Origin of the sequence: Salinibacterium sp. (assembly GCF_031364185.1) — a bacterium.
Taxonomy (GTDB): domain Bacteria; phylum Actinomycetota; class Actinomycetes; order Actinomycetales; family Microbacteriaceae; genus Rhodoglobus.
The window spans coordinates 1-21,784 of record NZ_JANLVV010000038.1; the positions used below are offsets into that span (position 1 = coordinate 1).

The following is a 21,784-nucleotide window of genomic DNA, read 5'->3' on the forward strand; positions in this document are numbered from 1 at the left end:
GCCAATCACCGTGCCGCCCAGCAACTGGGCGACTTCGCGAACGGTTACTCGCATGATTTAGGGCCTCGCGGGTGATAGGGGTTGGTCGTGTTGATGACCGACACGACGAGGACAAGGTCCTCCTTTTTCAAGGGTGCGGCAGCACCAGTCGAATTATTTGCGGTGGTGGTGCAACCGGCGAGAACAAGCGACGCGACGGCCACCATGCTCATCAGGCCGACCGCACGGGTTAATTTCTTACCGAGAGACATCCTTGACTCCTAGGGATACGGGCGTTCTACCTGTCCAGTAGAAAACTCTGAATTATTATTCAACTGTCGAATCGACATTAGTAAAGGAGTACCACCACTCCTATGAATGGTCAAGCAGATAGTGAAAATAAATGCGCCTGGTACCCATTCGTGATGTAGGCCCTACTCATAAGCCTGCACTGCCACCCGACATTGTTGGCGTGCGACAGGTCAGCGAAGAGTCCGGAAGAAGGTTCTGATGTCGTCAACGTAGGTCTCGGGTGCCTCGAGGGGAGCGAAGTGTCCACCCGTGGCATGTACTCGATACTGCTGGAGATTGAAGTACTTCTCCGTCCAGGACAGCGGCGGCTTATAGATTTCTCCCGGGTAAATGCTGACGGCCGTCGGGACGCCGACAACAGGGAACCGGTCGTGGCTGGGCTTCCACGGATTTCCGCGACACTCCCAGTAGTAGCGTGAAGAGGTGCCGCCGGTTTCCGTCAGAAAGTAAATCGCCGCCGTTGTCACGAGGTCTTCTTTGGGCCAGACGCGTTCAAACGCGTCCGTGCCGGAACCTCGTTCCGCGAGTCCCCAGAAATATCGCTTCTCGGTGATCCAGGCGAGTTGCCCCGCAGGAGAATCCGCGACCAGGGCAGCAAGCGTCTGGGGTTTTGTCAGCTGAATTTCCCCATAGCCGCTTTCATTCTCGACGAAAAGTTTTCCGCGCTCGAACCAGCCTTCCTCTCCTGCTCGGTATTCGCTCAGAGCGGGAAGCCCGAGAGCTGGATCGAATGAGACTCCCGGCGGCTGATCGGGATGCGCGGGAAGGTAGTGGCTCATTTGAGCCGGGAAATGGGTGTAGACGCCAACGACGTTATCCTCGTACTTATGCCCGTGCTGCTGGGCAATGAGAGCCCCCCAGTCTCCTCCCGCAGTGGCGTATTTGTCATACCCAAGCACCTTGGTCATGAGTGTGTTCTCAAGATCGGCGGTCTGCCACCAGTTCCAGCCCGTCTCCGTCAAGGGCGAGGAGAATCCGTAGCCCGGCAGCGAGATAAGCACAACGTCAAATGAATCCTCGGCGCTTCCGCCGAACTTCTCGGGATTCGTCAGAGGTTCAATCACCTTCCGAACGTCCCAGAATGTCCATGGCCATCCATGATGCAGGAGAAGGGGCATGGGGTTCGACCCCGTGCCTTTGACGTGAATGAAGTGAAGTGGAACGCCCATGAGATCAACTTTGAACTGGGGTAAATCATTCATGCGACGTTCAACGTCTCGCCAGTCGTATTCATTCACCCAGTAGTCGACCAGAGTGCGATGGTAGTCAGTGTTGTAGCCATAACGCCAGTCATCGTTCCCGAAGTCGTGGGGAAACCTGGTGCGGCGTAGTCGGTCCATCATGTCATCGAGCTTGTCCTGCTGAATGTCGATGGTGAACGGATGCACGTTGTGCTGCTCCGACATATTAAGCCTCCCTGTTCGTTGTATTAGGACTGTCCCCCGGCAATCGTCGGAGACGGTGGAGTGCGCATTTTTATTCAGTAAGCGAATTTCTTTCGTGGCCCGAGCATAGCGTCGAGAGAGTGCTGAGTCACGTCTTCGGGCGGGCAGCAGTACAGGGTTCGGCACGCCCTGAATCAGCCAAGACCCGGCACCAGATGATCGATTCTTTCGAGAACAAACGTCGGGCGTTGCGAGGGCACACAGGAATCAACCATCTCCAACGTTGTTTCGCCGGTCAGTACGAGTGCCGAATCCATGCCCGCATTGTGGGCCATCTGGATGTCCGTGTAGAGCCGGTCCCCGACCATGATCGAATCGGCGAGATTGACCTTGAGGGCTTCTGCGACGCAGTCGAGCATGATTCGGTCGGGCTTGCCTGCATTCGCCTGACACCTCACACCGGTGCTCGCTTCGATTGCCGCAACAATTGCGGCGGCGTCCGGCTGACCTCTCCCGTCGGGAAAGGGGCAGTATTGATCAGGATTGGTAGTCACGAGAATCGCGCGTTTGAACTGCCAGATGGCATCAAATGCAATCTGCAATTTTCGGTAGTCGAATGTTCTGTCATAACTGGCGATGACAATGTCAATCTTTTCCGGATCTTCGGAGATGGGAATCCCCGCCGCGATCAGGGCCCGAATGAGTGGTTGCTCGGCGATCGGAAATACTGTCGCTCCCGGGTGGTCGCGGTTGAGCCAGGCGATGATGCTGACGACGGAGTTGACAATCGAGGAGACATCGACATGGAGCCCGAGGTTGCGGAGTTTTTCGACGTACATGTCGGGATCGAGTGTGGGGTTGTTGGAGAGGAAAACCGTGCGCACACTGTGAGCCTGCAGATGCTTGATGAGCCGGCGAGCACCCGGAAGCAATTCGTTTCCCAAATAGATAGTGCCGTCGAGATCGAAAATATAGGCATCATAGAGTCGATCGGGAGCACCTGACCGTGCCATTGGTCGGACTTCGCGCACCACCGTCATTCGCGGACCTGCGCTAGGCGCGCGAAGACGTCGCGCGTCGACGGATAGATTTCCCGGTAGACGGTAAAGAGTCGGTCGTAGATGGGCGACACTGTGGCGTCCGGGAAATACGTTGTGCCGAAAGCGCTCATCGCTTTGGAGGCGGCCCCGATATCCGGATAGAGTCCGACTCCGGCCGCGGCGAGCATCCCGGCGCCAAGGCTCGTGCTTTCCTGCTGTTCTGAGACGACGATGGGTCGCCCCAAGACATCGGAAAGAATCTGACACCACAGGGCGCTCTGCGCACCGCCGCCCATCGCGACGAGCGACGAGATGGGATCGGCCAACGATGCGTCCACCCGCTCGAGACACAGTCGAAGTTCGAACGCAAGTCCTTCGAGTATGGCTCGATAGATGTGCGCACGATCGTGGACGCCGGAGAATCCAAGCATCACCCCGCGCGCGTTGTGGTCCCAGTATGGAGTCAGTGCGCCGTTCCAATACGGAACGACGAAAAGGCCCTGACTACCGGGGGAGACGCTTTCCGCTTCTCGCTCTAGGCGCAGTTCGATGGTCCCAACGTCGTTGGTATCCGAACCTCGCTGCCCCACGAACGTGTCGACAAACCAATTAATCATGTACGTGCCGGCGCCGATGAATATCTCGAACGAGAAGGTGCCTCGAATGAGCCCGGTGAGCGCTCGATATGCCTGATCGGCCTTGTACGTCGCGCTGAAACACCCCGCTACAAGGCCGGTCCCCAGATTCAGATAGGCCCGACCCGGCTGTGAAATGTCGGCCCCGAGTGCGGCAGTTTGGCCGTCACCCGCCCCCGCGATCACGGTCAAGCCGACGGGGAGGCCAAGAGCAACTGCCGCCACTGCGGTGAGCTCGCCGATGACATCGCCCGCGGGCACGAGCTCACTGAGTTGGTCGCGGGTGAGTCCTGCTTGGGAAATCAGTTCGTCGTCGTAGTCTCCGGTGACCAGATTGACCAGTCCCAGCGGATCCGCACTTGCAATGGAGGTTCGCCATCGGTCAGTCATTTTGTTGACCAGGTAGCCATGCACATCCACAACATGTGCGGTCTTCTGCATGGACTCGGGCTCATGCTTCCGAAGCCACAGCAGCTTATAGAACGCTGGGGTGGGATTCGGTGGCTTCCCGGTGACCTGGTGAACCCGAAGCGTGCCTGCGGACTCGACCTCTGCCGTTGCCCGTGAATCAAGCCACAGCATGGCGGGCCGGATCGCATCGCCGGCGGCATCCAGACAGGCGAATGATTCTCGTTGGTGGGCGATGCACATGGCGACAACCGAGTCCCCGGAAATGGCCTTCATCGCTGACCTCACGGCCGCGCAGGTCGCGGTCCACCACTGCAGCGGATCCTGTTCGCCATATCCGGTAGCGGGAGTGCTCAAATCGAGTGGTGCCCGGCCGCTCGCTATGAGATTCCCGTTGACGTCCCAGATCATGCTCTTGACACTCGTCGTTGAGCAGTCGACGGAGACGAGCAGATTGCGAGTCATGCGCTGGCGGCTTGTGCGGCGCGTGCGGCATCCTCGATGACCAGGTCGATGTCGTCATCAGTCCACCAGCCCATGAAAAACAACAGATCGATGACGGTGAGGCGGTTCCGCATGAAATGGCAGTTGCTGACTGCCCACTTCCACACCTGCGGCGTTATCCAATCGCTCAACTGGTGGGGTAGTGCGGTCGCCCCTGCCGCGTTGAGCCCGCGGGCGAGCGTATCGGGCGTCGGTACCAACGCTCGAAAGCCCTCCGCATGGTCTGTCCAGTTCGCGAGAACGGAGGTTACCTGTCGACTGTTACTCCGCCACCCGGCGAGCTTTTCCTGATAATCCCGCCAACACTCCGCACCTGTGGCCCCGGAGGGATCACACCAGTCGAAGGCTGACCGAACCTTGACTTCAACGTCAGGGTCGCCGGGGAAGGCGGCCTCGGGTTGCTGGGTCTCCATTCGGTCGAGGAACATGTGCCACGCCGCAGCCGCAACCAGCGATGCGACTCCCACCTGGGCGCCATGCAGACCGGTGGGGAGACTATGCGATCCGGAGTACATATCGAGCATATGGCTCACTACGTGCTCGACACCCGAGAGGCAGGCGGTGGTGCCGGCAACCCCGGTTCCCATACCTCGGATAGCGAGAACTCGAGTGAGTTGTTGAATGGCAGCATCGTGTCCACCGGACAGCCCCAGCGCCCACTTGCTCGGGTCGCCGGCGAAAGCGAGAAGTAGATCTCGAGGCGTGGTGTGAAATGTCAGATCAAGGCCGCAGAGGGAAGCGAGTTGCCAATCGGCTGGGGCCGTGTAGAGCGACAACACTTCGCCAAACCCTGCCGTATTCATGGCGGGAGGGGCGTCCGCGATCGTGTCCGTGTCGGCAAGGACAACATCGGGCCAGCGTGAAGGGATAGTGCGCTTGACTCCGTTCTTGAGGACGACCGACACATTGTCCGTGAAACCGTCTACCGACGCGGATGTCTGGATCACGACCAGAGGAGTACCCGAATTGCGATGTGTCGCGACCTTACCAATGTCGGTAATTGTGCCGCTACCTATCGTTACCACGCAGTCAATGTTCTGAACGGCTTTGGTCGCAGAGTCAAGTGAGTTGTCATCGGCAAGGAGATGTGCGTCATTCCCCAGCACAAGTACGTCAACGTCGAAACGAGCTGCCAGTTGACGATGTATCTCCGCCTTGAGATCCTGACCTGCTCGTCGGATCATCGTGGAGTCAACAATGATCAACACTTTTGCGCCGTCACGCGGGTGGCCGGCAATGACCAGTTCCGCCTCGACCGCCTCGACCGCCGAGTCCGCAGCGAGTGGCGAAATCTCCAATCGACGGATGCCCAGGTGAACCAGGGTCTGCGCTCCTGGGGAGTTTGCGATAACCGCGCGAAGTCCACTCAGATCGGTGGGGTCGGTGATGCTTGCAAATGAATTCATGCGAAGTCCGGTGCTGCGTACTCAGGCCGCAGGGCTGCGCTGTCTCCATCCGTCGAAACAGACGTTGCTTGCGACCGATGGAAACTCGTGAACACGGGGTCTCTCCCTCAAGAAGGGTGGGGTTATGTCGGTCCAGACGTCAGACTCGCCGCCCTGGGGGACATATATATTCGCATATGGAATCAAAATGCGGATGACGAGCAGTGTATGTCCCGCATCACAAGTGCGTCAAGTAAACGCGAGCGCGTCGGCTATTAGGGGATGGTATGAGGCACGCGAGTACTGGCCGTGAAGTGCGTAAAGGACATATCCACCACCCCGTCGGGCGAGAATTCTTGGCGAATAGCGCCGCTGAGGTCTGCAAACGTCGCAGCGGGGGCTTCGTTCGAAATGGATCCGAATGTATCGGGATCCCACTCGAACTTCATCGTGCGGTAGACAGCAGACAGTGCCTCGACAACAAGAGGAGACGGGGAGACGGGGATCATGGCGCTGACAAGACGTGCGCCAGAAATTACCCGCTGCGAGATACCTGCGATTTTGACAGTGCGACGAGCATTCACGCTGAAAGCTCCCGGGCAGTACTCGCCGGGAATCTCACCGACCTGTGCGTCTACCCCACAGGCGCTGAGAGCCCTCGAAATCGCGCCGGCCGCTTCGGCGAATGCCTCCTGTTGGCCGAGATGTCGGCTGGCCACGGCGTCGATTACGTCCATGACGAGGCATGATTGGTCGTATGAGACCGCTCGCCCACCGGTGGGTCGAACAACTGGCGCGAACCCAAACCCCGCCGCCAGGGTCACGGCAGACTCAAACCCGGGAAGGTGAGTCTCACGTCGACTAAATGCAAGAGTGGGCTCAGGTCGATAGATGCGAATCAGGCGACCGAAGCCCTTCGTGATCGCCGCGGTTCGCAGCACATCGCTCGACAATTCCAGATCACCCTGAGGACCGAAACCGCCGCTGTCGGTGAGATAAAGGGCCCGCTGTGACTTAGTCGTCATGTTGGCGCGCCGATGTGCAGTATGTATTCACCACCGGCATGATACTCCCGTTTGAGAATAATTATGCAATTATAGAAGTTTGAACCATGATGTCTTTTATGGGCCACAATAATGGTAGGAAACGAAAGGATACAGAAGTGGCAGAGTGGGACTCCGATACCGAAAATCAACGTGTGATGTCGAAGGTGGCTCGTCTCTATCACTCCAGGGGCGTTCGGCAAACGGACATTGCGAATCGGCTGGGGATTTCACAGGCCCGGGTGTCGCGCCTGCTGCAGGCGGCATCGGATTCCGGCATTGTCCGGACGGTCGTAGTCAGCCCGATTGGGCTGTTCGCGGAACTGGAGGAGTCGCTCGAAGAGAAATTCGGCCTCGTCCAGGTGCATGTGGTCGAGGCCCTCGATGATCACGATGAGGGTGAACTCACCAGGGATCTGGGAATTGCGGCTGCGGCGATCCTGCAACCCATACAGCTCGAATCACAGACGATCGGCTTTACCTCCTGGAGTAGGTCATGGCGTCATATGACCGCGGCCCTGCAGCCCGTCCGCACATCGGGTGATCTTTTCGTGGTGGAGATGCTTGGTAACGTCGGGCCACCCAGGCTCGAGCATGAAGCTACCAGGGCAACCCAGCGCCTTGCCGACCTGGTGGGGGCGACGCCGCTGTTTTTGCGGGCGCCGGGAGTCGTGGCATCCACCGCTGTGCGGGATGCGATCATCGACCATGATGTCCACACCCAGGAGGCCATCGCTGCATTTGATCGCATCGATATCGCCCTGGTGGGAATCGGGGACTGTGAAATTGTGCATCCACTCGTTTCTGGCGAGAATTTCTTCCGGGAGGAGCAGTTTGCGCTCGCGAAGTCTTTGGGGGCCGTCGGGGAAGTGAATCTGAGATTCATCGATGCTGACGGAAAGCCTGTGGTCAGCGACCTCGACGAACTGGTAATCGGCATCACTCTCACCCAACTCCGGGTTGCCAAGAGGCGCATCGGGGTGGCAGGTGGGCTCAGTAAGTTTGTCGCGATCCGTGCCGCGCTCAGGGCAGAGTGGATAAACATCCTGATCACCGATGTTCTTACGGCGCAGCGGCTGCTCGCAGACGACGAAAAGCACGAGTAGGTCAGGTTACGCCGGAACAATCGGTTTGGTGAGGGCCGCCGTGAGTGCGGCGAGAAACGTGGCTCCGGCGGCTCCGTCGGCAGCTCGGTGGTCACAAGTGAGCGTCAGCTCCGCGATGGGGAGCCACACTGCTGTATCGCCACGCCACACGTACCGTCGGCGGGTGCTGCCGATCGCAAGAATGGCGGCTTGAGGGACGTTGAGAATCGCATCGAATCGGTCGATGGCCATCATCCCGAGATTGGAGATCGTGAACGTGCCGCCGGTGACATCGTCCATGACGAGGGCGCGCGCTCGCGCTCTCTGGACGACATCTCGCCGACGGGTGGCAATCTCAGACAGACTCAGCACGTCCGCCCCATGGATCACCGGTACCGTCAGGCCGTTGTCGGTCGCCACTGCGATTCCGACATTCGCGTGCGGGAAGAGGGTCAGCTCGTCATCGCCGACGTGAGCGTTGAGAGAAGGTACCGCAAGCAGCGCCTGAGCCGATGCGGCAACGAAGACGTCGGTGACCGTTGCGCCGGGAACACGCTGCTTGACCAGCGAGGCTTCGGTCATGTCGACCTCTACCGTGAGGTGAAAAACAGGTGCTTGCCACGCCGTCATCATTCGCCGGGCGGCCGTGCGGCGAAGTCCCTTGAGAGGGGTGAGGACTCCTTCCTGGGTGATAAACCCAGCATCGCTCACGACATCACCATGTCATTGACGGGCGTCGCCATTCCGGCGCAACCGAATTCGTTCATTTTCTGGATTGTCGCCTGGGTCATGAGACGCAGTCCTTCGGCCATCGCCTCCTCCAGCTGCCGATCGCCTAGAGCCCAGGTCTGTTCGATCCCTCGACGGAAAGCATGCCGCAGATCTGTATCGGCATTCAGTTTGTGAACTCCGGCTCCGATCGCGGCCCGCAGGTCGTCCAGCGGTACCCCCGATGCCCCGTGCAGGACGAGCGGGATGCCGACGGCGTCGCGAATGCGCTCAATCCGTTCGATGTCAAGTGGCAGGGGTTGCGTCGGTGGGATGCCGTGAAACACGCCAACCGAGATGGCCAGAAGATCGACGCCCGTCTTTGCTACGAATTCCTCAGCCTCTTCGACGCTGGTGTAGTAATCGGCCCAGTTCACGTCTGTGCCGGCATCCGGGATCTTTCCCAGTTCCGCCTCGACAGGAACGCCAAACGAGTGTGCGACAGCCGTGATGTGGCGGGTTGCCTCGACATTATCGTCAAAGCTCAGATGTGAGCCGTCGAACATGATGGAATCGAACCCCAGCTTGAGCGCGAGAAAGACCTCGTCATAGGTTCCGTGGTCCAGGTGAATGACTGCCTCGCTGTCGGAGTTTTCCAGTTCACGACGTGTCATCCGAAAGGCCTCCTCCAGCCCCATGTGGGGCACTATTGCACGCCCCACCTGGAGGAAAACCGGAGAGTTGGAGTTTTTGGCTGCGTGAATCAGAGCCTGGGTGGTTTCGGGATTGTGCATGTTGAAGGCACCGACGGCGTAGCCATTGTGCCGGGCTCGTTCGACGAGAGCCATCGGATTTACTTTTCGCACGCTATCTTCTCCTCAGTACGTGATACCGCTCGTTGCCGAGCAGTCAGTGTGATTCATTTAATTGCATGACTCCCGGCCATTTTTCGAGCCGGGAGCGTTCGAGCGCAAGCGACCGCTTGCTTCCATCCGTCGTAAAGCGCTTCGCGATGATCGGACGAAATGTGCGGCTCGAATAGCCGCTCGAGTCGCCACGAACTTGCCAAATCCGAAGTCCCGTTCCACAGCCCGACTCCGGTGCCCGCGAGCCGTGCCGCGCCCACAGCCGTGCGCTCCAACCCGTGGGGACGCTCCACAGGAATCCCGAGTATGTCGGCCTGAAATTGACACAGAAAGTCATTGGCGATGGCGCCACCGTCAACCTTGAGACTGAGGGCACCGATGCCGCCCGAGGCGAGCGCATCGACATTGTCGCGAGTCTGGTACGCCATCGCCTCGAGGCCGGCGCGGACAACGTGCGCCGCGCCCGTATCGAGCGTGAGCCCAAAAATTGCGCCCCGAACATTCCGATCCCAGTAGGGGTCACACAGGCCAGCAAATGCTGGGACAAAATATACGCCGCCGTTATCGGGAACGGACTGGGCCAATGACTCGCTGGACTCAATTGAGTCGATCAACCGCATATTATCGCGCAGCCACTGAAGGGTCTGGCCGCTGTGGAACACAACACCCTCGACTTCGTAAACCGTCTCAGCGTCGACTTTCCACGCAACGCTGCTGGTCATTCCATCAATAATCACGGGATGTGCCCCCACATTCACCGTGAGAACGCCGGCGGTGCCATAGGTGTTCTTTGCGGCGCCAGCCCCGATGCACCCCTGACCGTATAAGCCAGCCTGTTGATCTCCCAGCATCGCCATCACGGGAACCGCGGCTTCGCTCCCTCTCTCCAGAAGTGCGGAGTCGACATGCCCGAAGCAGGAATTGGAGGCGACAACCTCGGGCAGCAGTCCTAGCGGTATCCCATACATGGCGCACAACTCCTGATCCCATGAGTTGGTGTGGATGTTGAACATCGCCGTTCGTGATGCCGCACTCGGATCGGTACGGTGCGACTCTCCGCCTGTCAGCTTCCAGAGGAGCCAGGTATCAACCGTGCCCGCCGCGAGGGTGCCGTTGGTCGCGGCGTCCCGCACTCCCGGCACATTTTCCAGGATCCAGGCGAGCTTTGCCGCCGAGAAGTACGAGTCGTTGCGAAGTCCCGTTCGAAGTCGAATCTCGTCATCCATGCCCTTGGCTGACCAACGGGCGACGATATCGTCCGTTTGCTTCGACATCCACATCACGGCGTTATATACGGGATGACCGCTCGAGCGGTCCCAGATCATGCACGTCTCTCGATGCGACGTAACCCCGACTGCCGCGATATCGAGCGCTGTCACTGTGCCTTTCTGCATGACAGCGTCAATTGCGCTCTTCGCCGCCTGCCACAGGGTCTCCGGATCCAACTCAACCCAGCCCGGATGCGGATAGAGAGCGCGAATCGGGATTGCGGCTTCACTGACGAGTTCACCCTGCTCATCGACCAACACGGCTCGAGCGCTGCTCGAGCCCTCATCAAGTGCCAGAACATACTTTCTCGGCATCAGGTCACCCGTTCAGGCCGGTCGACCGCGGGAACGGCCACAGGCCGACTCCTGCCGGGAACCGCTAGGTGGCCAAGCCACTCACGGTAGTCAGCAATTTCGGCATCACGCTTTTCGTCATTCCATCCCAGCAGCGGAGCCAGTATCGCCGCTGCGCGCGCCACGGCGGCGACTCCGTGATCCGGCTCAAATGCGAGGAGGATTCGACGCGCCAGGACGTCCGTCAGGGTGTGAGCAAGTTCACTGCGTACGGCAAAGATAAGCTCTGCCGCAACCGCGTCAGAAAGGGGGTCAAACCGCTCACCCAGCTGCGGATCCACCCTCATGAGTTCGAGGACTTCTTCGGCCCTTACCCCATACAGATCGAGAAGTCGCTCCGCTGTTGCGGCATCGACCAGGCTGGTTTTCAGGAAGGCACGTCGAAAGGTGATGTAGTCGGAGACGCGTGCGCCAGGAAAGGGCAAATCCCGGGTCGGCGACGGAAGTCGACGTCTCCCGAGATCCCGAAACACAATATTGACAGCATCTTCCGCAAGCTGTCGGTAGGTCGTTAGTTTTCCACTTACGACGGAGTAAAGATTTTTGACGCCCTCCCTTTTGTGATCGTGAATAATGTGACTCCGAGGAATTTTCCACTCGGCAACGCCCGGGGCGAACGGCAGTGGGCGTACACCGCTGTAAGTAAACAGCACATCGCCGATGGTCAACTTCGCGTCAGGAATGAGCACGTTCACCTCGGCCAGGAGGTAATCCGCTTCGGCCCTGGTCGCGCGTGCGCTGTCGGGCCCGTCGTCGAACTTCGTATCGGTACACCCGATGAGATAGCGACCCATCCAGGGGATAACGAGAACGAGACGACCGTCGGACTGTGACTCGTAGTAAACAACGTCATTCGGCGCGCCGGGGAACGGGTCGACGACGATGTGGGATCCCTTGGAGCCGCCAATGAGTCGATCTTTCCCGCTGTTGTCTTGGGCGTCGCTCGGGTTGCCCAACACCCAATCCACCCACGGACCTGATGCATTCATTACGGTGGTGCCGAGGATGTTTGTTTTCGCCCCGGTGCTGGCATCCTCGTAGCTCACACCGTAAACCTGGCCATCCTCGACCAGCAGGTTGGTGACCTCGGCATGGGTGATGATCACTGCGCCGTCCGCTCTTGCCGCGACGGCGAGTTCCACGCACAACCTTTCGGCATATTCGACTTGTCCATCGATGAAGAGCGCAGCACCCTTCAGCCCACGTTCCTCCATGCCGCTAAAGCGTTTGAGCACCGCGTCACGGGACAGTATCCTGTGGCGCGGCGACTTCTTGTCCCAGGACAGCACGTCGTAGGCGATCATCCCGAGACGAATCAGCCACGCTGGCCTTCTGTTTCTGGAATAGAACGGCATTAACAGCGGTACCGGTTTGACCAGATGGGGAGCGATCCGAAAGAGACGCTCGCGTTCCCTCAGCGATTCCCGCACCAGGCCCACCTCGCCGTGCTCAAGATACCGAAGCCCGCCGTGGATGAGGCGACCTGACCAGGCCGATACACCACTGCAGAAGTCGTCCCGCTCGATGACCGCGACCCGCAAACCTCTGCTGGCGGCATCGCGTGCGATTCCCAGCCCGTTTATCCCCGCGCCGATGACAACGAGATCGAACGGGACGATGGACACCTCGACGGTGTCGACTTTCTGCGACGGCATGGCTTCCTCTCAATGATTTCTTTAGGCGGGGGTTATTTGCGACGGTGACCATCGCGAAGGATGAGACTCAGTCTGTTTCGATGACGGCAATCAAGGTTCGAACTTCGACGTTCTCGCCCTCTTGCGAAAGAATCTCAGTGAGCGTGCCGGTGGCCGGCGACTCCAATGTTTCTTCCACCTTTTCGGACTCCACTTCGGCCAGAGGCTCGTCCTCGGTAACCCGGTCGCCGACGGCTTTCAGCCATTGGACTATGGTTCCCTCACTCATGCCCATACCCCACTGGGGAAGCAAAACTTCTATTCGTGCCATCTCGATCTTCCTTCTTTCATTGCTAACGAATTAGTGCTGTGATGCGGACGGAATCGTCTGGGCCAACCCCGCTACCCGACGGATTGCGGCAGCGATCGTCGCGCGCGTCGGATACATCTGCTTCTCGAGCCCGGGACTAAAGGGAATCTGCATATCGGGAGCGGTGACTCGCACGATGGGAGCGAGCAGAGAATCAAAAGCATCCTCAGCGACCAGCGCGCTGATCTCGGCAGCTGCCCCACAGGTCCTGTGTGCGGGTTCGGCGACGACCAGTCGGCCTGTCTTCACGACGGAGCGAAGAATCGCGTCCCTGTCGAGTGGAACCAGCGTGCGCGGGTCGATGATCTCAACCGACACGCCCTCCGCGGCAAGATCTTCCGCTGCCAGGACAGCCTCCGGTACCGATCCCGAAATGGCCACCAGAGTGACGTCGGTACCTTCCCGTACTGTCCGGGCTACGCCGAGCGGGATCCAGAATTCCTCCTCACTGACCTCTTCCTTTGTCCCCCACAGCAGGCACGCTTCGAAGGTCAGAACCGGGTCATCAGAGTCGACAGCGGAGCGCAACAGCCCTTTGGCATCCGTCGGCGTGGACGGTGCAATGATTTTCAGCCCCGGCACGTTCATGAACATCGGATACGGTCGATCGGAATGGTGGGCGCCGGTGTTGAGACCGTAGAACATTGCCGACCTGAACACCACCGGCATGGAAGCCTGACCGCCGAACATGTACCGGTTCTTTGCTACCTGGTTCACGAACTGGTCCATCGCCATATAGAGGAAGCTGGAATAGGACAAATCGACTATGGGACGCAGGCCCGTCATCGCTGCTCCCGCCGCCGCTCCCACTATCCCCTCCTCAGAGATCGGAGTATTCCTGATCCGGTTCTTGCCGTAGCGCTGCAGGAAATCCCCCTCACTCGAGCGCGATTTGCCACCGCCCGTGGTTCCATAGACGTTCGCCTCGACGTCTTCGCCAATGATGATCACGCGGTCGTCGGCGTCCATTGCCTCGCGCTGGGCCGCACCGATCGCACCCAAATAGCTCATGACCGTCATGCTGTGAGTTCCTTATCTGTATAGAGATCGTCGAACGCAACCGAGAGGTCCGGATACGGGCTGTTGTCCGAGAAAGCCACGGCTGCGTCGACCTCCTCAAGAGCATCCGATTCAAGAAGGTCAAGCTCGTCGGAACCGACACCCTGCAGGGCCAGGTGCTCGCGAAAGAGCACAATCGGGTCACGGGAAAGCCAATCGGCGCGCTCTTCAGCGTTGCGATAGTCGGTAGCGAGGCGAAGGCCTTCGGAATGCTCGTTGTAGCGATAGGTGACGACCTCGACGAGCGAGGGCCCCTCTCCCGCTCGTGCTCGATCAACGGCGGCCTTGACCGCGTCGTACACCGCGAGAACTGCCTGGCCATTCTCAACCCTGACTCCCGGCATCCCGAATCCCGCGGCGCGGTCGGCGATGATGCCGGACGTCACGGTATGTGCGGGAGTGCTGAGGGCATATTGGTTGTTCTCGCAGAGGAAAATCATCGGGAGTTTCCAGGCCCCAGCGAGATTCATCGACTCGTACAAAACCCCCTGGTTCGCCGCACCGTCACCGAAAAATGCCAGCGCAACGCGCCCATTGTCGAGAACTTTGGACGAGAGTGCGGCGCCGGTAGCAATAGGGATGGACGAGCCAACAATTCCCGACTCTCCCAGGCTGCCGACGGAGAAATCTGCGAGGTGAAGAGAGCCTCCCTTGCCCTTACAGACTCCGGTCGCTTTTCCGACCAGTTCGGCCATCAGAGGGCCGAGCGGCGACCCCTTGCCAATCGGGTGGCCGTGACTACGGTGATTTCCCGACATGTAGTCACCATCTCCGAGGGCAAAGGTCGATCCGACAACCTGGGCCTCCTGTCCGATGCTGGTATGAACAGTGCCAGGAATGTGGCCACGTTTCACCATCTTCGAGGCGCGTTCATCGAACCTGCGGATCCTCAACATGCGCCGCTGTATCTCGATCAAGTCCTGTAACTGTAGATCTGCCATGGTCTTATTTCCCTTCACCCCGGTTGACGACAACATCGGTCTCAGCTGACTCTTTGACCCGCATTTCACGCCTGCTTCTGGCTGGCTCGCCTCAGAGTTGTCAATGCGATAGACGCGATGACTGCGACGCGCAAGCTATGCGTTCGACTATCCATGAGGTTTCTCCTTCGAAACAATCCTGATGGTGCTAGTGCATCCCGGTCAGATTGGGCTTCCAGCTTTTGGTATATTTATGCATTATCTGAATCTTGATTCCACCCTAGGCCGAACGGTACTCTCGTTATTCGGCGTCTGTCAACTGCATGAGCCAACCGGCGAGAAGCTCAGTAGAACCAGACGGATCGGCTCACGGCGGATACGCTGCCTCAGCGCCACAGGACACTCGGAGGGCGCTTCCTTCCTGGCGCTCCATTGCGAGACCCGGCATGTGTGCGGTTGCGTCTATGCGCACACACGATGTCCCGGGTCTCGATGGCGGTTTCCCCTACGGGCCCAACTCCCCGTCGATATGACCAGAGTGAGCCCGTGGTTAGCTGGGTTGCATGCGATTCGGACTCTTCATTCCCCAGGGCTGGCGTCACGATCTTGTCGGGATCGAACCAGCCGACCAGTGGCGCATCATGAGCGAGCTGGCCACCCATGCCGATGCCGATGAGTGGGAGTCGATCTGGGTGTACGACCACTTCCACACGGTGCCGGTGCCGAGCGAAGAGGCGACTCACGAGGCGTGGACGCTCATGGCTGCGTTCGCCGCATCCACTTCCCGGGTGCGACTGGGGCAGATGTGCACGTGTATGAGCTACCGCAATCCTGCCTACCTTGCGAAGGTGGCATCCACTGTCGACATCGTCTCTGGCGGACGCACCGAGATGGGCATCGGTGCGGGCTGGTATGAGCACGAGTGGAAGGCGTACGGTTACGGTTTCCCGACCGCAGGCAACCGGCTCGCCCGACTGCGCGAGGGACTCGAGATCATGCGCCAAGCCTGGACGACCGGCACGGCGACGCTCCAGGGTGAGCACTACCAGGTGGATGGCGCGATCGTGCGGCCGCTCCCATTGCAACAGGGTGGCATTCCGATGTGGGTGGCCGGCGGCGGTGAAAAGGTGACTCTACGGATCGCCGCCGAGTATGCGCAGTATACGAACTTCGGGGGAGACCCCGAGACGTTCGATGTCAAGAGTGCACTGCTGCGCCAGCACTGTGCGGATGCCGGAACCGACTTCGATGCCATCGTACGCTCGTCGAACTACAACATCGTCGTCGCCAGCACCGAAGCGGAAGTTTCTGACCGCATCGACGCGATCGAGGCGAGAGTTGTTCCGTACCTCGGCGCCGACGAGGCCGCGGACTTCGTTGCGGAATACCGCAGTGGCAGCGCGCTCGGAGTCGGCACGCCCGAGCAACTGGTCGAGCGCTTCGCCGACATGGCGGCGCGCGGGCTGGGCTACCAGATCAACTACTTCCCCGGAGCGGCATACGACCGCAGCGGCATCGAGCTGTTCGAGCGCGAGGTCATGCCCGCGTTGGCATAGCTCAGCTCTTCGGTTTGAGTGCCTCCAGAAGGGCGTCTTTGCTCAGACGCGAATGGCCGGTCAGACCGAGCTCGCGGGCATGGGTACGGAGCGAAACGAGCGTCCAGCTCGCCGACGGAGTGCCAGACGTCGCGGGTCTTGTGGCCCTGGCTGTGGGCGTCTTCGGCGAGGCCGCCCTGGCTGCTCGCGGTGCCCGTGCCGGGGGCGTGACAGCGGATGTCGGGGCGGCCTTTGTGTCTCCCTTGGGCGTATGCTCCTTCGACCGGTCCTTCGCACGCGCGGCTTCTTTCTTTGCCTTCTGCTTGGCCTGCTCCTTGGCCTTGATAGCTTTCGCTTTGGCTTTCTTAGCCGCGACGGCGGCCTTTTCCGCCTTCTTCTCCGCCCTCTCGGCCAGTTTCACCCGGGCTTTCTTCGACAACTTCGGCTCGGTGCCGGCGGACTTTTTGTCAGACTTCTTGGAAGGTGACACTGTGAACACTCCTTCGGGTAGCACGGCAAACATTACGCCTCACAGTGAATGCCAGTGAATCTCACACACGCCTCACCTAATTCTGCGGTCGCCGATGGACGCAGGATGTTCTCGAAGTAAACATCAGGCATGGGCGAAGGTCAAGAGTTGCGTGGCGGACGCTGGTAGCCGTTATCGTGAAGATTTACGCCCTCGGAAGTCGAGCCTGTGAGTAATGCGCATACCCCTGATTCGATGCCGCCACGCGCGACCAAACTTGCCGGCGCACTCAGCGGTCTCATGCTCGCTTCGGCGCTCACTCCTGCTCCGCGCACCCTGCTCGACATCCTTGGGCAGACGACCGCGCGGCATCCTGAGGCCTCCGCGCTCGACGACGGTGGGGGAGCACTGAGCTATCGCGAGCTGATGGCCCGGGTCATCCAGGTCGCTTCTCGCCTCACCGCGGCGGGTGTGCATCGTGGCGATCGGGTGGGCATCCGGATGCCGTCTGGATCCCGCGAGCTCTATGTCTCGATCGTGGCGGTGCTCGCCGCCGGAGCCGCCTACGTTCCCGTCGATGCCGATGACCCGCAGGAGAGAGCCGACCTGGTGTTCGGTGAGGCCGAGGTCTGCGGCGTCATCGAGGGCACCGGCGTCTTTACGCCGACCGTCAGGCCACACTCGGAGGCGCCATTATTCGAGGGCAACCCTCCGCACGCGAGCGCATACTCAGTGCAGGTCGTCGAGCCGCCCACCGTTGACGACGACGCGTGGATCATTTTCACCTCGGGTTCGACCGGAACACCGAAGGGAGTCGCCGTGACCCACCGCTCTGCCGCGGCGTTCGTGGATGCCGAATCCCGGCTGTTCCTCGCCGAGGAGCCGCTCGGCCCCGGTGACCGCGTGCTGGCCGGGCTGTCGGTCGCCTTCGACGCGTCTTGTGAAGAGATGTGGCTGGCGTGGGCCAGCGGTGCCTGTCTCGTTCCCGCCCCGCGGTCGCTCGTGCGCAGCGGGCTCGATCTCGGCCCGTGGCTGACGTCTCGTGGCATCACCGTTGTGTCGACCGTTCCCACTCTCGCCGCACTATGGCCCGCAGAGTCGCTCGAGAATGTGCGCCTGCTGATCTTCGGCGGCGAAGCCTGCCCGCCCGAACTGGGCGAGCGGCTGGCGATCGAGGGCCGGGAGGTGTGGAACACCTACGGCCCGACCGAGGCGACCGTGGTGTCGTGTGCCGCTGCGCTCGACGGCAGCACACCCGTTCGCATCGGCCTGCCGCTCGACGGCTGGGATCTCGCCGTGGTCGATGAGTTCGGGATGCCCGTGGCTGAGGGTGAGGTGGGGGAGTTAGTCATCGGTGGCGTGGGTCTCGCCCGCTACCTCGACCCCGTGAAGGATGCCGAGAAGTTCGCCCCCCACGAGCAGCTCGGGTGGGAGCGGGCATACCGCAGCGGAGATCTCGTGCGCTTCGAGCGCGCCGGGCTCGTGTTCCAGGGGCGGGCCGACGACCAGGTGAAAGTGGGTGGGCGGCGCATCGAACTGGGTGAGATCGAGGCCGCTCTCCAGAAGCTGCCCGGGGTTTCCGGTGCCGCGGCGGCGGTGCGCAACACCGCTGCCGGTAATCAGGTGCTGGTCGGATATCTTGCGGTTGGGGCATCCACTGGCTTTGATCGCACCGCGGCTTTGGAGAGGCTGAGGGCGGCCCTGCCTGCCGCCCTGGTGCCCCTGCTCGCGATCGTTGACGACCTACCGACGCGCACCTCGGGCAAGATCGACCGGGCGGCGCTTCCCTGGCCTCTGCCCGGTGTCGCGGCCGATAATGACGCCCTCGACGAGGGCCAGGGTGCGCTCGCCGAGCACTGGCAGGCGGTACTGGGGGTAGTGGTCACCGATCTGTCGTCGAACTTCTTCGACCTGGGCGGGGGTTCGTTGGCGGCGGCCCAGCTTGTCGCACGGATCAGGCATCGTGCCCCGGAATTCACCGTCGCGGAGATCTATGCGCTGCCGACGCTGGGAGCGATGGCCGACGCCGTGTCGGCCCAGGTTCCCACTGCAGCGCGGGATGACTTCCACCGAGTGAGTCCGACCCCTCGGCGCATGCAGGTGCTGCAGACCGTGCTGGGGGTGCCCCTGTATGCGCTCAGCGGCATACGCTGGCTCGTCTATCTGCTCACGGCGAGCGAAATCCTCGGGTGGGTGGGCGGCTACGACGTCCTGCCGCGAGTGCCGGCCTGGGCGCTGATTCCGGCGCTGCTGGTGTTCGTCACGCCGCTGGGTCGCATGGCCATCGCGGTCGTCTGCGCCAGGCTTCTGCTCGCCGGGGTGCGCGCCGGCGATTATCCGCGCGGTGGCAGCGTTCACCTGCGACTGTGGCTCGCCGAGCAGGCCGCGCACCTGGTCGGTGCGGTCAGCCTCGCCGGAGCCCCGTGGATCACCTACTACGCTCGTGCCCTCGGCGCGAAAATCGACCGCGACGTTGACCTGCACACCCTGCCTCCCGTTACCGGGATGCTCGAGGTCGGCTACGGGGCATCCATTGAACCGGAAGTCGACCTCACCGGCTACTGGATCGACGGCGACACCCTTCGGATCGGCGCGATCCGCATCGGCGCACACAGCTCGGTCGGCGCCCGAAGCACGCTTCTCGCGGGTACGCGCATCGGCAAGCACTCCGAGATTGCCCCGGGCTCGGCAGTGTTTGGTCGAGTTCCCGCGCGACAGCGCTGGGCCGGCTCGCCAGCGCAGAGGGTGGGTGGTCACGACGCGTGGTGGCCCGAGCATCGCCCGCCACGTGGCCGCCGTTGGGTGTTCGCGTTCGGTCTGTCGTCGACTTTGCTGTCGCTGCTGCCCATCGTGGCGATCGCCACGGGCGGCGCGGTGGTTGCCATTTCCATGCGCACGGCTCCGACGCTGGTGGATGCGGCCTGGCGCGCGGCGGCGGCACTGGCCCCCGCGACGCTCGTTAGCGGGCTGGTGCTCGCGGCGCTTGTCGTCATTCTGACTCGGCTGCTCGGCATCGGCGTGCGCCCGGGCATCTTCGGAGTGCGCAGCCGCACGGGCTGGCAGGTCTGGAGCATCGAACGACTGCTCGACCTCTCACGCACCCTGCTGTTCCCGCTCTATGCGAGCCTCGTCACACCAGTCTGGCTCAGGATGCTCGGGGCAAAAGTGGGCCGCAACGTGGAGGCCTCCACGGTGCTGCTGTTGCCGAGTATGACCACCATCCGTGATGGCGCCTTTCTGGCCGACGACACCATGATTGCCCCCTACGAGCTCGGAGGGGGCTGGGTGCGCGTGGGTGAGGCGGATATCGGCAAGCGCGCGTTCATCGGCAACTCCGGTATGGCCGCCGGCGGGCATAAGGTGCCCAAAGACGGGCTGGTTGCCGTGCTCTCGGCGGCGCCGCGCAAATCCAAGGCCGGCTCGTCGTGGCTGGGGTCGCCCGCCGTGCGCCTGCGTCGAACCGTCGCCGCGGCCGACGACAGCCGAACCTTCAGCCCCGGGCTGGAGTTGCGCCTCGCGCGGGGGCTGTGGGAGTTGCTGCGCGTAGTGCCTGTCATCGTGTCGTATGCCATCGGCCTCGGCGTGCTCTTCACCCTTGCCGCGCTCACGCTCACCTTCGGAGCCATCACCGCGGCGCTGCTCAGCGGGATCGTGATGCTCGCCGCGGGGGCGGTCGCTGCGGCCGCAAGTACGGCGGCCAAGTGGGTCATCGTGGGGCGGATACGGGTGGGGGAGCATCCACTCTGGTCATCGTTCGTCTGGCGCACCGAGCTGGCAGACACCTTTGTGGAGATGGTCGCGGCGCCGTGGTTCGCGCAGGCCGCGACCGGCACACCGGCGCTGGTGTGGTGGCTGCGCAGCCTTGGCGCACAGATCGGGAGGGGGGTGTGGTGCGAGACATACTGGCTGCCCGAAGCCGATTTGGCAACCCTCGGCGATGGATCGACGGTCAATAGGGGCTGCGTTGTGCAAACGCATCTCTTTCATGATCGAATCATGAGCATGGACACCGTGACGCTGCAGGCCGGCGCAACTCTCGGCCCGCACAGCGTCATCCTCCCCGCCGCCACCATCAGTGCGCACGGCACCGTCGGCCCCGCCTCGCTGGTGATGCGCGGCGAGCTCGTGCCCGTTGGCAGTCGCTGGAGCGGCAACCCGATCGGCCCGTGGCGTGAGGTGCGCTTCGCGGACTATCACGCGTTGCGCTCGTGAAAGCCTCCCCGAGCGTCGGGGCGGCCACCGCAGGCGACAGCTACCTCCCCGGCAATGGGAATGGTGGATACGGGGTCGATCGCTACGACCTCGACCTGCGCTACCGGGTCGCGACCAACCGGCTCGACGGCACGGCGATCATCCGCGCCACCAGCACGCAGGTACTCGAGAAGTTCAGTCTCGACCTGTCACGGCTGCGTGTCGACAAGGTGCGCGTCGAGGGCCAGCGTGGCGCGACCTTCCGGCAGACCGCGAACAAGCTGACAATCACACCTGCCGTTGCCCTCGCCGCCGGTACAGCTTTCACCGTAACGATCGACTACTCGGGGTCTCCCGTTCCGCGCCCGAGTGTGTGGGGGCCGGTCGGCTGGGAGGAGCTTGAGGACGGCGTGCTGGTCGCGTCCCAGCCCTCGGGGGCGCCAAGCTGGTTTCCCTGCAACGACGATGTTGCCGATAAAGCTAGCTACGGCATCCGGGTATCCGCCGAACAGGGGTACACGGTGGTCGGCACGGGCGTGCAGACGCATTACCGCGTGAGCTCGGGCCGCGGGCAGTGGGTGTTCGAGCAGGCCGAGCCGACGGCCAGCTACCTCGTCACGCTGCAGATCGGGCG

General features: G+C 61.4%; 16 protein-coding genes and 1 pseudogene. 4 read left to right on the forward strand and 13 right to left on the reverse strand.

Features of this window, described 5'->3' with window-relative positions; translation table 11 throughout:
* Positions 1–461: 461 nt before the first annotated feature.
* The 5 genes from RMN95_RS01985 to RMN95_RS02005 all read right to left on the reverse strand — a co-directional run bounded on the left by RMN95_RS01985 (position 462) and on the right by RMN95_RS02005 (position 6,673).
* Positions 462–1,697 carry an alpha/beta fold hydrolase gene (locus tag RMN95_RS01985; protein ID WP_309615286.1) on the reverse strand — a complete coding sequence of 412 codons (1,236 nt, stop codon included), beginning with the start codon at positions 1,695–1,697 and terminating at the stop codon, positions 462–464.
* 173 nt (positions 1,698–1,870) lie between these two features.
* Complete coding sequence (locus RMN95_RS01990; RefSeq protein WP_309615287.1) at positions 1,871–2,716, reverse strand: HAD-IIA family hydrolase; 846 nt, start codon at positions 2,714–2,716, stop codon at positions 1,871–1,873.
* On the reverse strand, positions 2,713–4,224 hold the full coding sequence (locus RMN95_RS01995) for an FGGY-family carbohydrate kinase (RefSeq protein WP_309615288.1): 1,512 nt from the start codon (positions 4,222–4,224) through the stop codon (positions 2,713–2,715). The genes RMN95_RS01990 and RMN95_RS01995 overlap by 4 nt, the downstream gene beginning before the upstream one ends.
* Positions 4,221–5,669 (reverse strand): iron-containing alcohol dehydrogenase, encoded by a 1,449-nt coding sequence (locus RMN95_RS02000; protein WP_309615289.1) that lies wholly within the window; start codon positions 5,667–5,669, stop codon positions 4,221–4,223. Before RMN95_RS02000 ends, RMN95_RS01995 begins: the two co-directional genes overlap by 4 nt.
* 254 nt (positions 5,670–5,923) lie before the next feature.
* Entirely contained in the window at positions 5,924–6,673 is a 750-nt protein-coding gene (locus RMN95_RS02005) for a lipoyl protein ligase domain-containing protein (protein ID WP_309615290.1), read from the reverse strand.
* Between the two features lie 137 nt (positions 6,674–6,810).
* Here RMN95_RS02005 and RMN95_RS02010 point away from each other — a divergent pair, with 137 nt between their 5' ends.
* Positions 6,811–7,797 (forward strand): sugar-binding domain-containing protein, encoded by a 987-nt coding sequence (locus RMN95_RS02010; protein WP_309615291.1) that lies wholly within the window; start codon positions 6,811–6,813, stop codon positions 7,795–7,797.
* Positions 7,798–7,803: 6 nt separating this feature from the next.
* On the opposite strand, the gene RMN95_RS02015 is transcribed toward RMN95_RS02010, so the two are convergent.
* The 7 genes from RMN95_RS02015 to RMN95_RS02045 form a co-directional block, all read right to left on the reverse strand.
* Complete coding sequence (locus RMN95_RS02015; protein ID WP_309615292.1) at positions 7,804–8,487, reverse strand: 2-oxo acid dehydrogenase subunit E2; 684 nt, start codon at positions 8,485–8,487, stop codon at positions 7,804–7,806.
* A complete protein-coding gene (locus tag RMN95_RS02020) occupies positions 8,484–9,350 on the reverse strand; it encodes a class II fructose-bisphosphate aldolase (protein ID WP_309615293.1) in 867 nt (288 codons plus the stop codon). The genes RMN95_RS02015 and RMN95_RS02020 overlap by 4 nt, the downstream gene beginning before the upstream one ends.
* Positions 9,351–9,403: 53 nt before the next feature.
* Positions 9,404–10,933, reverse strand: a complete 1,530-nt coding sequence (locus RMN95_RS02025; RefSeq protein ID WP_309615294.1) for a glycerol kinase GlpK — start codon at positions 10,931–10,933, stop codon at positions 9,404–9,406.
* Positions 10,933–12,627 carry a glycerol-3-phosphate dehydrogenase/oxidase gene (locus RMN95_RS02030; RefSeq protein WP_309615295.1) on the reverse strand — a complete coding sequence of 565 codons (1,695 nt, stop codon included), beginning with the start codon at positions 12,625–12,627 and terminating at the stop codon, positions 10,933–10,935. Before RMN95_RS02030 ends, RMN95_RS02025 begins: the two co-directional genes overlap by 1 nt.
* A 67-nt stretch (positions 12,628–12,694) precedes the next feature.
* Complete coding sequence (locus RMN95_RS02035) at positions 12,695–12,937, reverse strand: biotin/lipoyl-containing protein (protein WP_309615296.1); 243 nt, start codon at positions 12,935–12,937, stop codon at positions 12,695–12,697.
* A gap of 30 nt (positions 12,938–12,967) precedes the next feature.
* A complete protein-coding gene (locus RMN95_RS02040) occupies positions 12,968–13,996 on the reverse strand; it encodes a transketolase C-terminal domain-containing protein (RefSeq protein ID WP_309615297.1) in 1,029 nt (342 codons plus the stop codon).
* Positions 13,993–14,976, reverse strand: a complete 984-nt coding sequence (locus RMN95_RS02045; RefSeq protein ID WP_309615298.1) for a thiamine pyrophosphate-dependent dehydrogenase E1 component subunit alpha — start codon at positions 14,974–14,976, stop codon at positions 13,993–13,995. The genes RMN95_RS02040 and RMN95_RS02045 overlap by 4 nt, the downstream gene beginning before the upstream one ends.
* A 542-nt stretch (positions 14,977–15,518) precedes the next feature.
* On the opposite strand from RMN95_RS02045, the gene RMN95_RS02050 reads away from it, so the two are divergent.
* Positions 15,519–16,511, forward strand: a complete 993-nt coding sequence (locus tag RMN95_RS02050) for an LLM class F420-dependent oxidoreductase (RefSeq protein WP_309615299.1) — start codon at positions 15,519–15,521, stop codon at positions 16,509–16,511.
* A gap of 1 nt (position 16,512) precedes the next feature.
* On the opposite strand, the gene RMN95_RS02055 is transcribed toward RMN95_RS02050, so the two are convergent.
* Positions 16,513–16,980 carry a hypothetical protein gene (locus tag RMN95_RS02055; protein WP_309615300.1) on the reverse strand — a complete coding sequence of 156 codons (468 nt, stop codon included), beginning with the start codon at positions 16,978–16,980 and terminating at the stop codon, positions 16,513–16,515.
* A gap of 234 nt (positions 16,981–17,214) precedes the next feature.
* Here RMN95_RS02055 and RMN95_RS02060 point away from each other — a divergent pair, with 234 nt between their 5' ends.
* Complete coding sequence (locus tag RMN95_RS02060) at positions 17,215–21,171, forward strand: Pls/PosA family non-ribosomal peptide synthetase (RefSeq protein WP_397545224.1); 3,957 nt, start codon at positions 17,215–17,217, stop codon at positions 21,169–21,171.
* Positions 21,168–21,784: pseudogene (locus tag RMN95_RS02065) on the forward strand (M1 family peptidase); the annotation flags it as partial. The gene RMN95_RS02060 and the pseudogene RMN95_RS02065, both read left to right, overlap by 4 nt.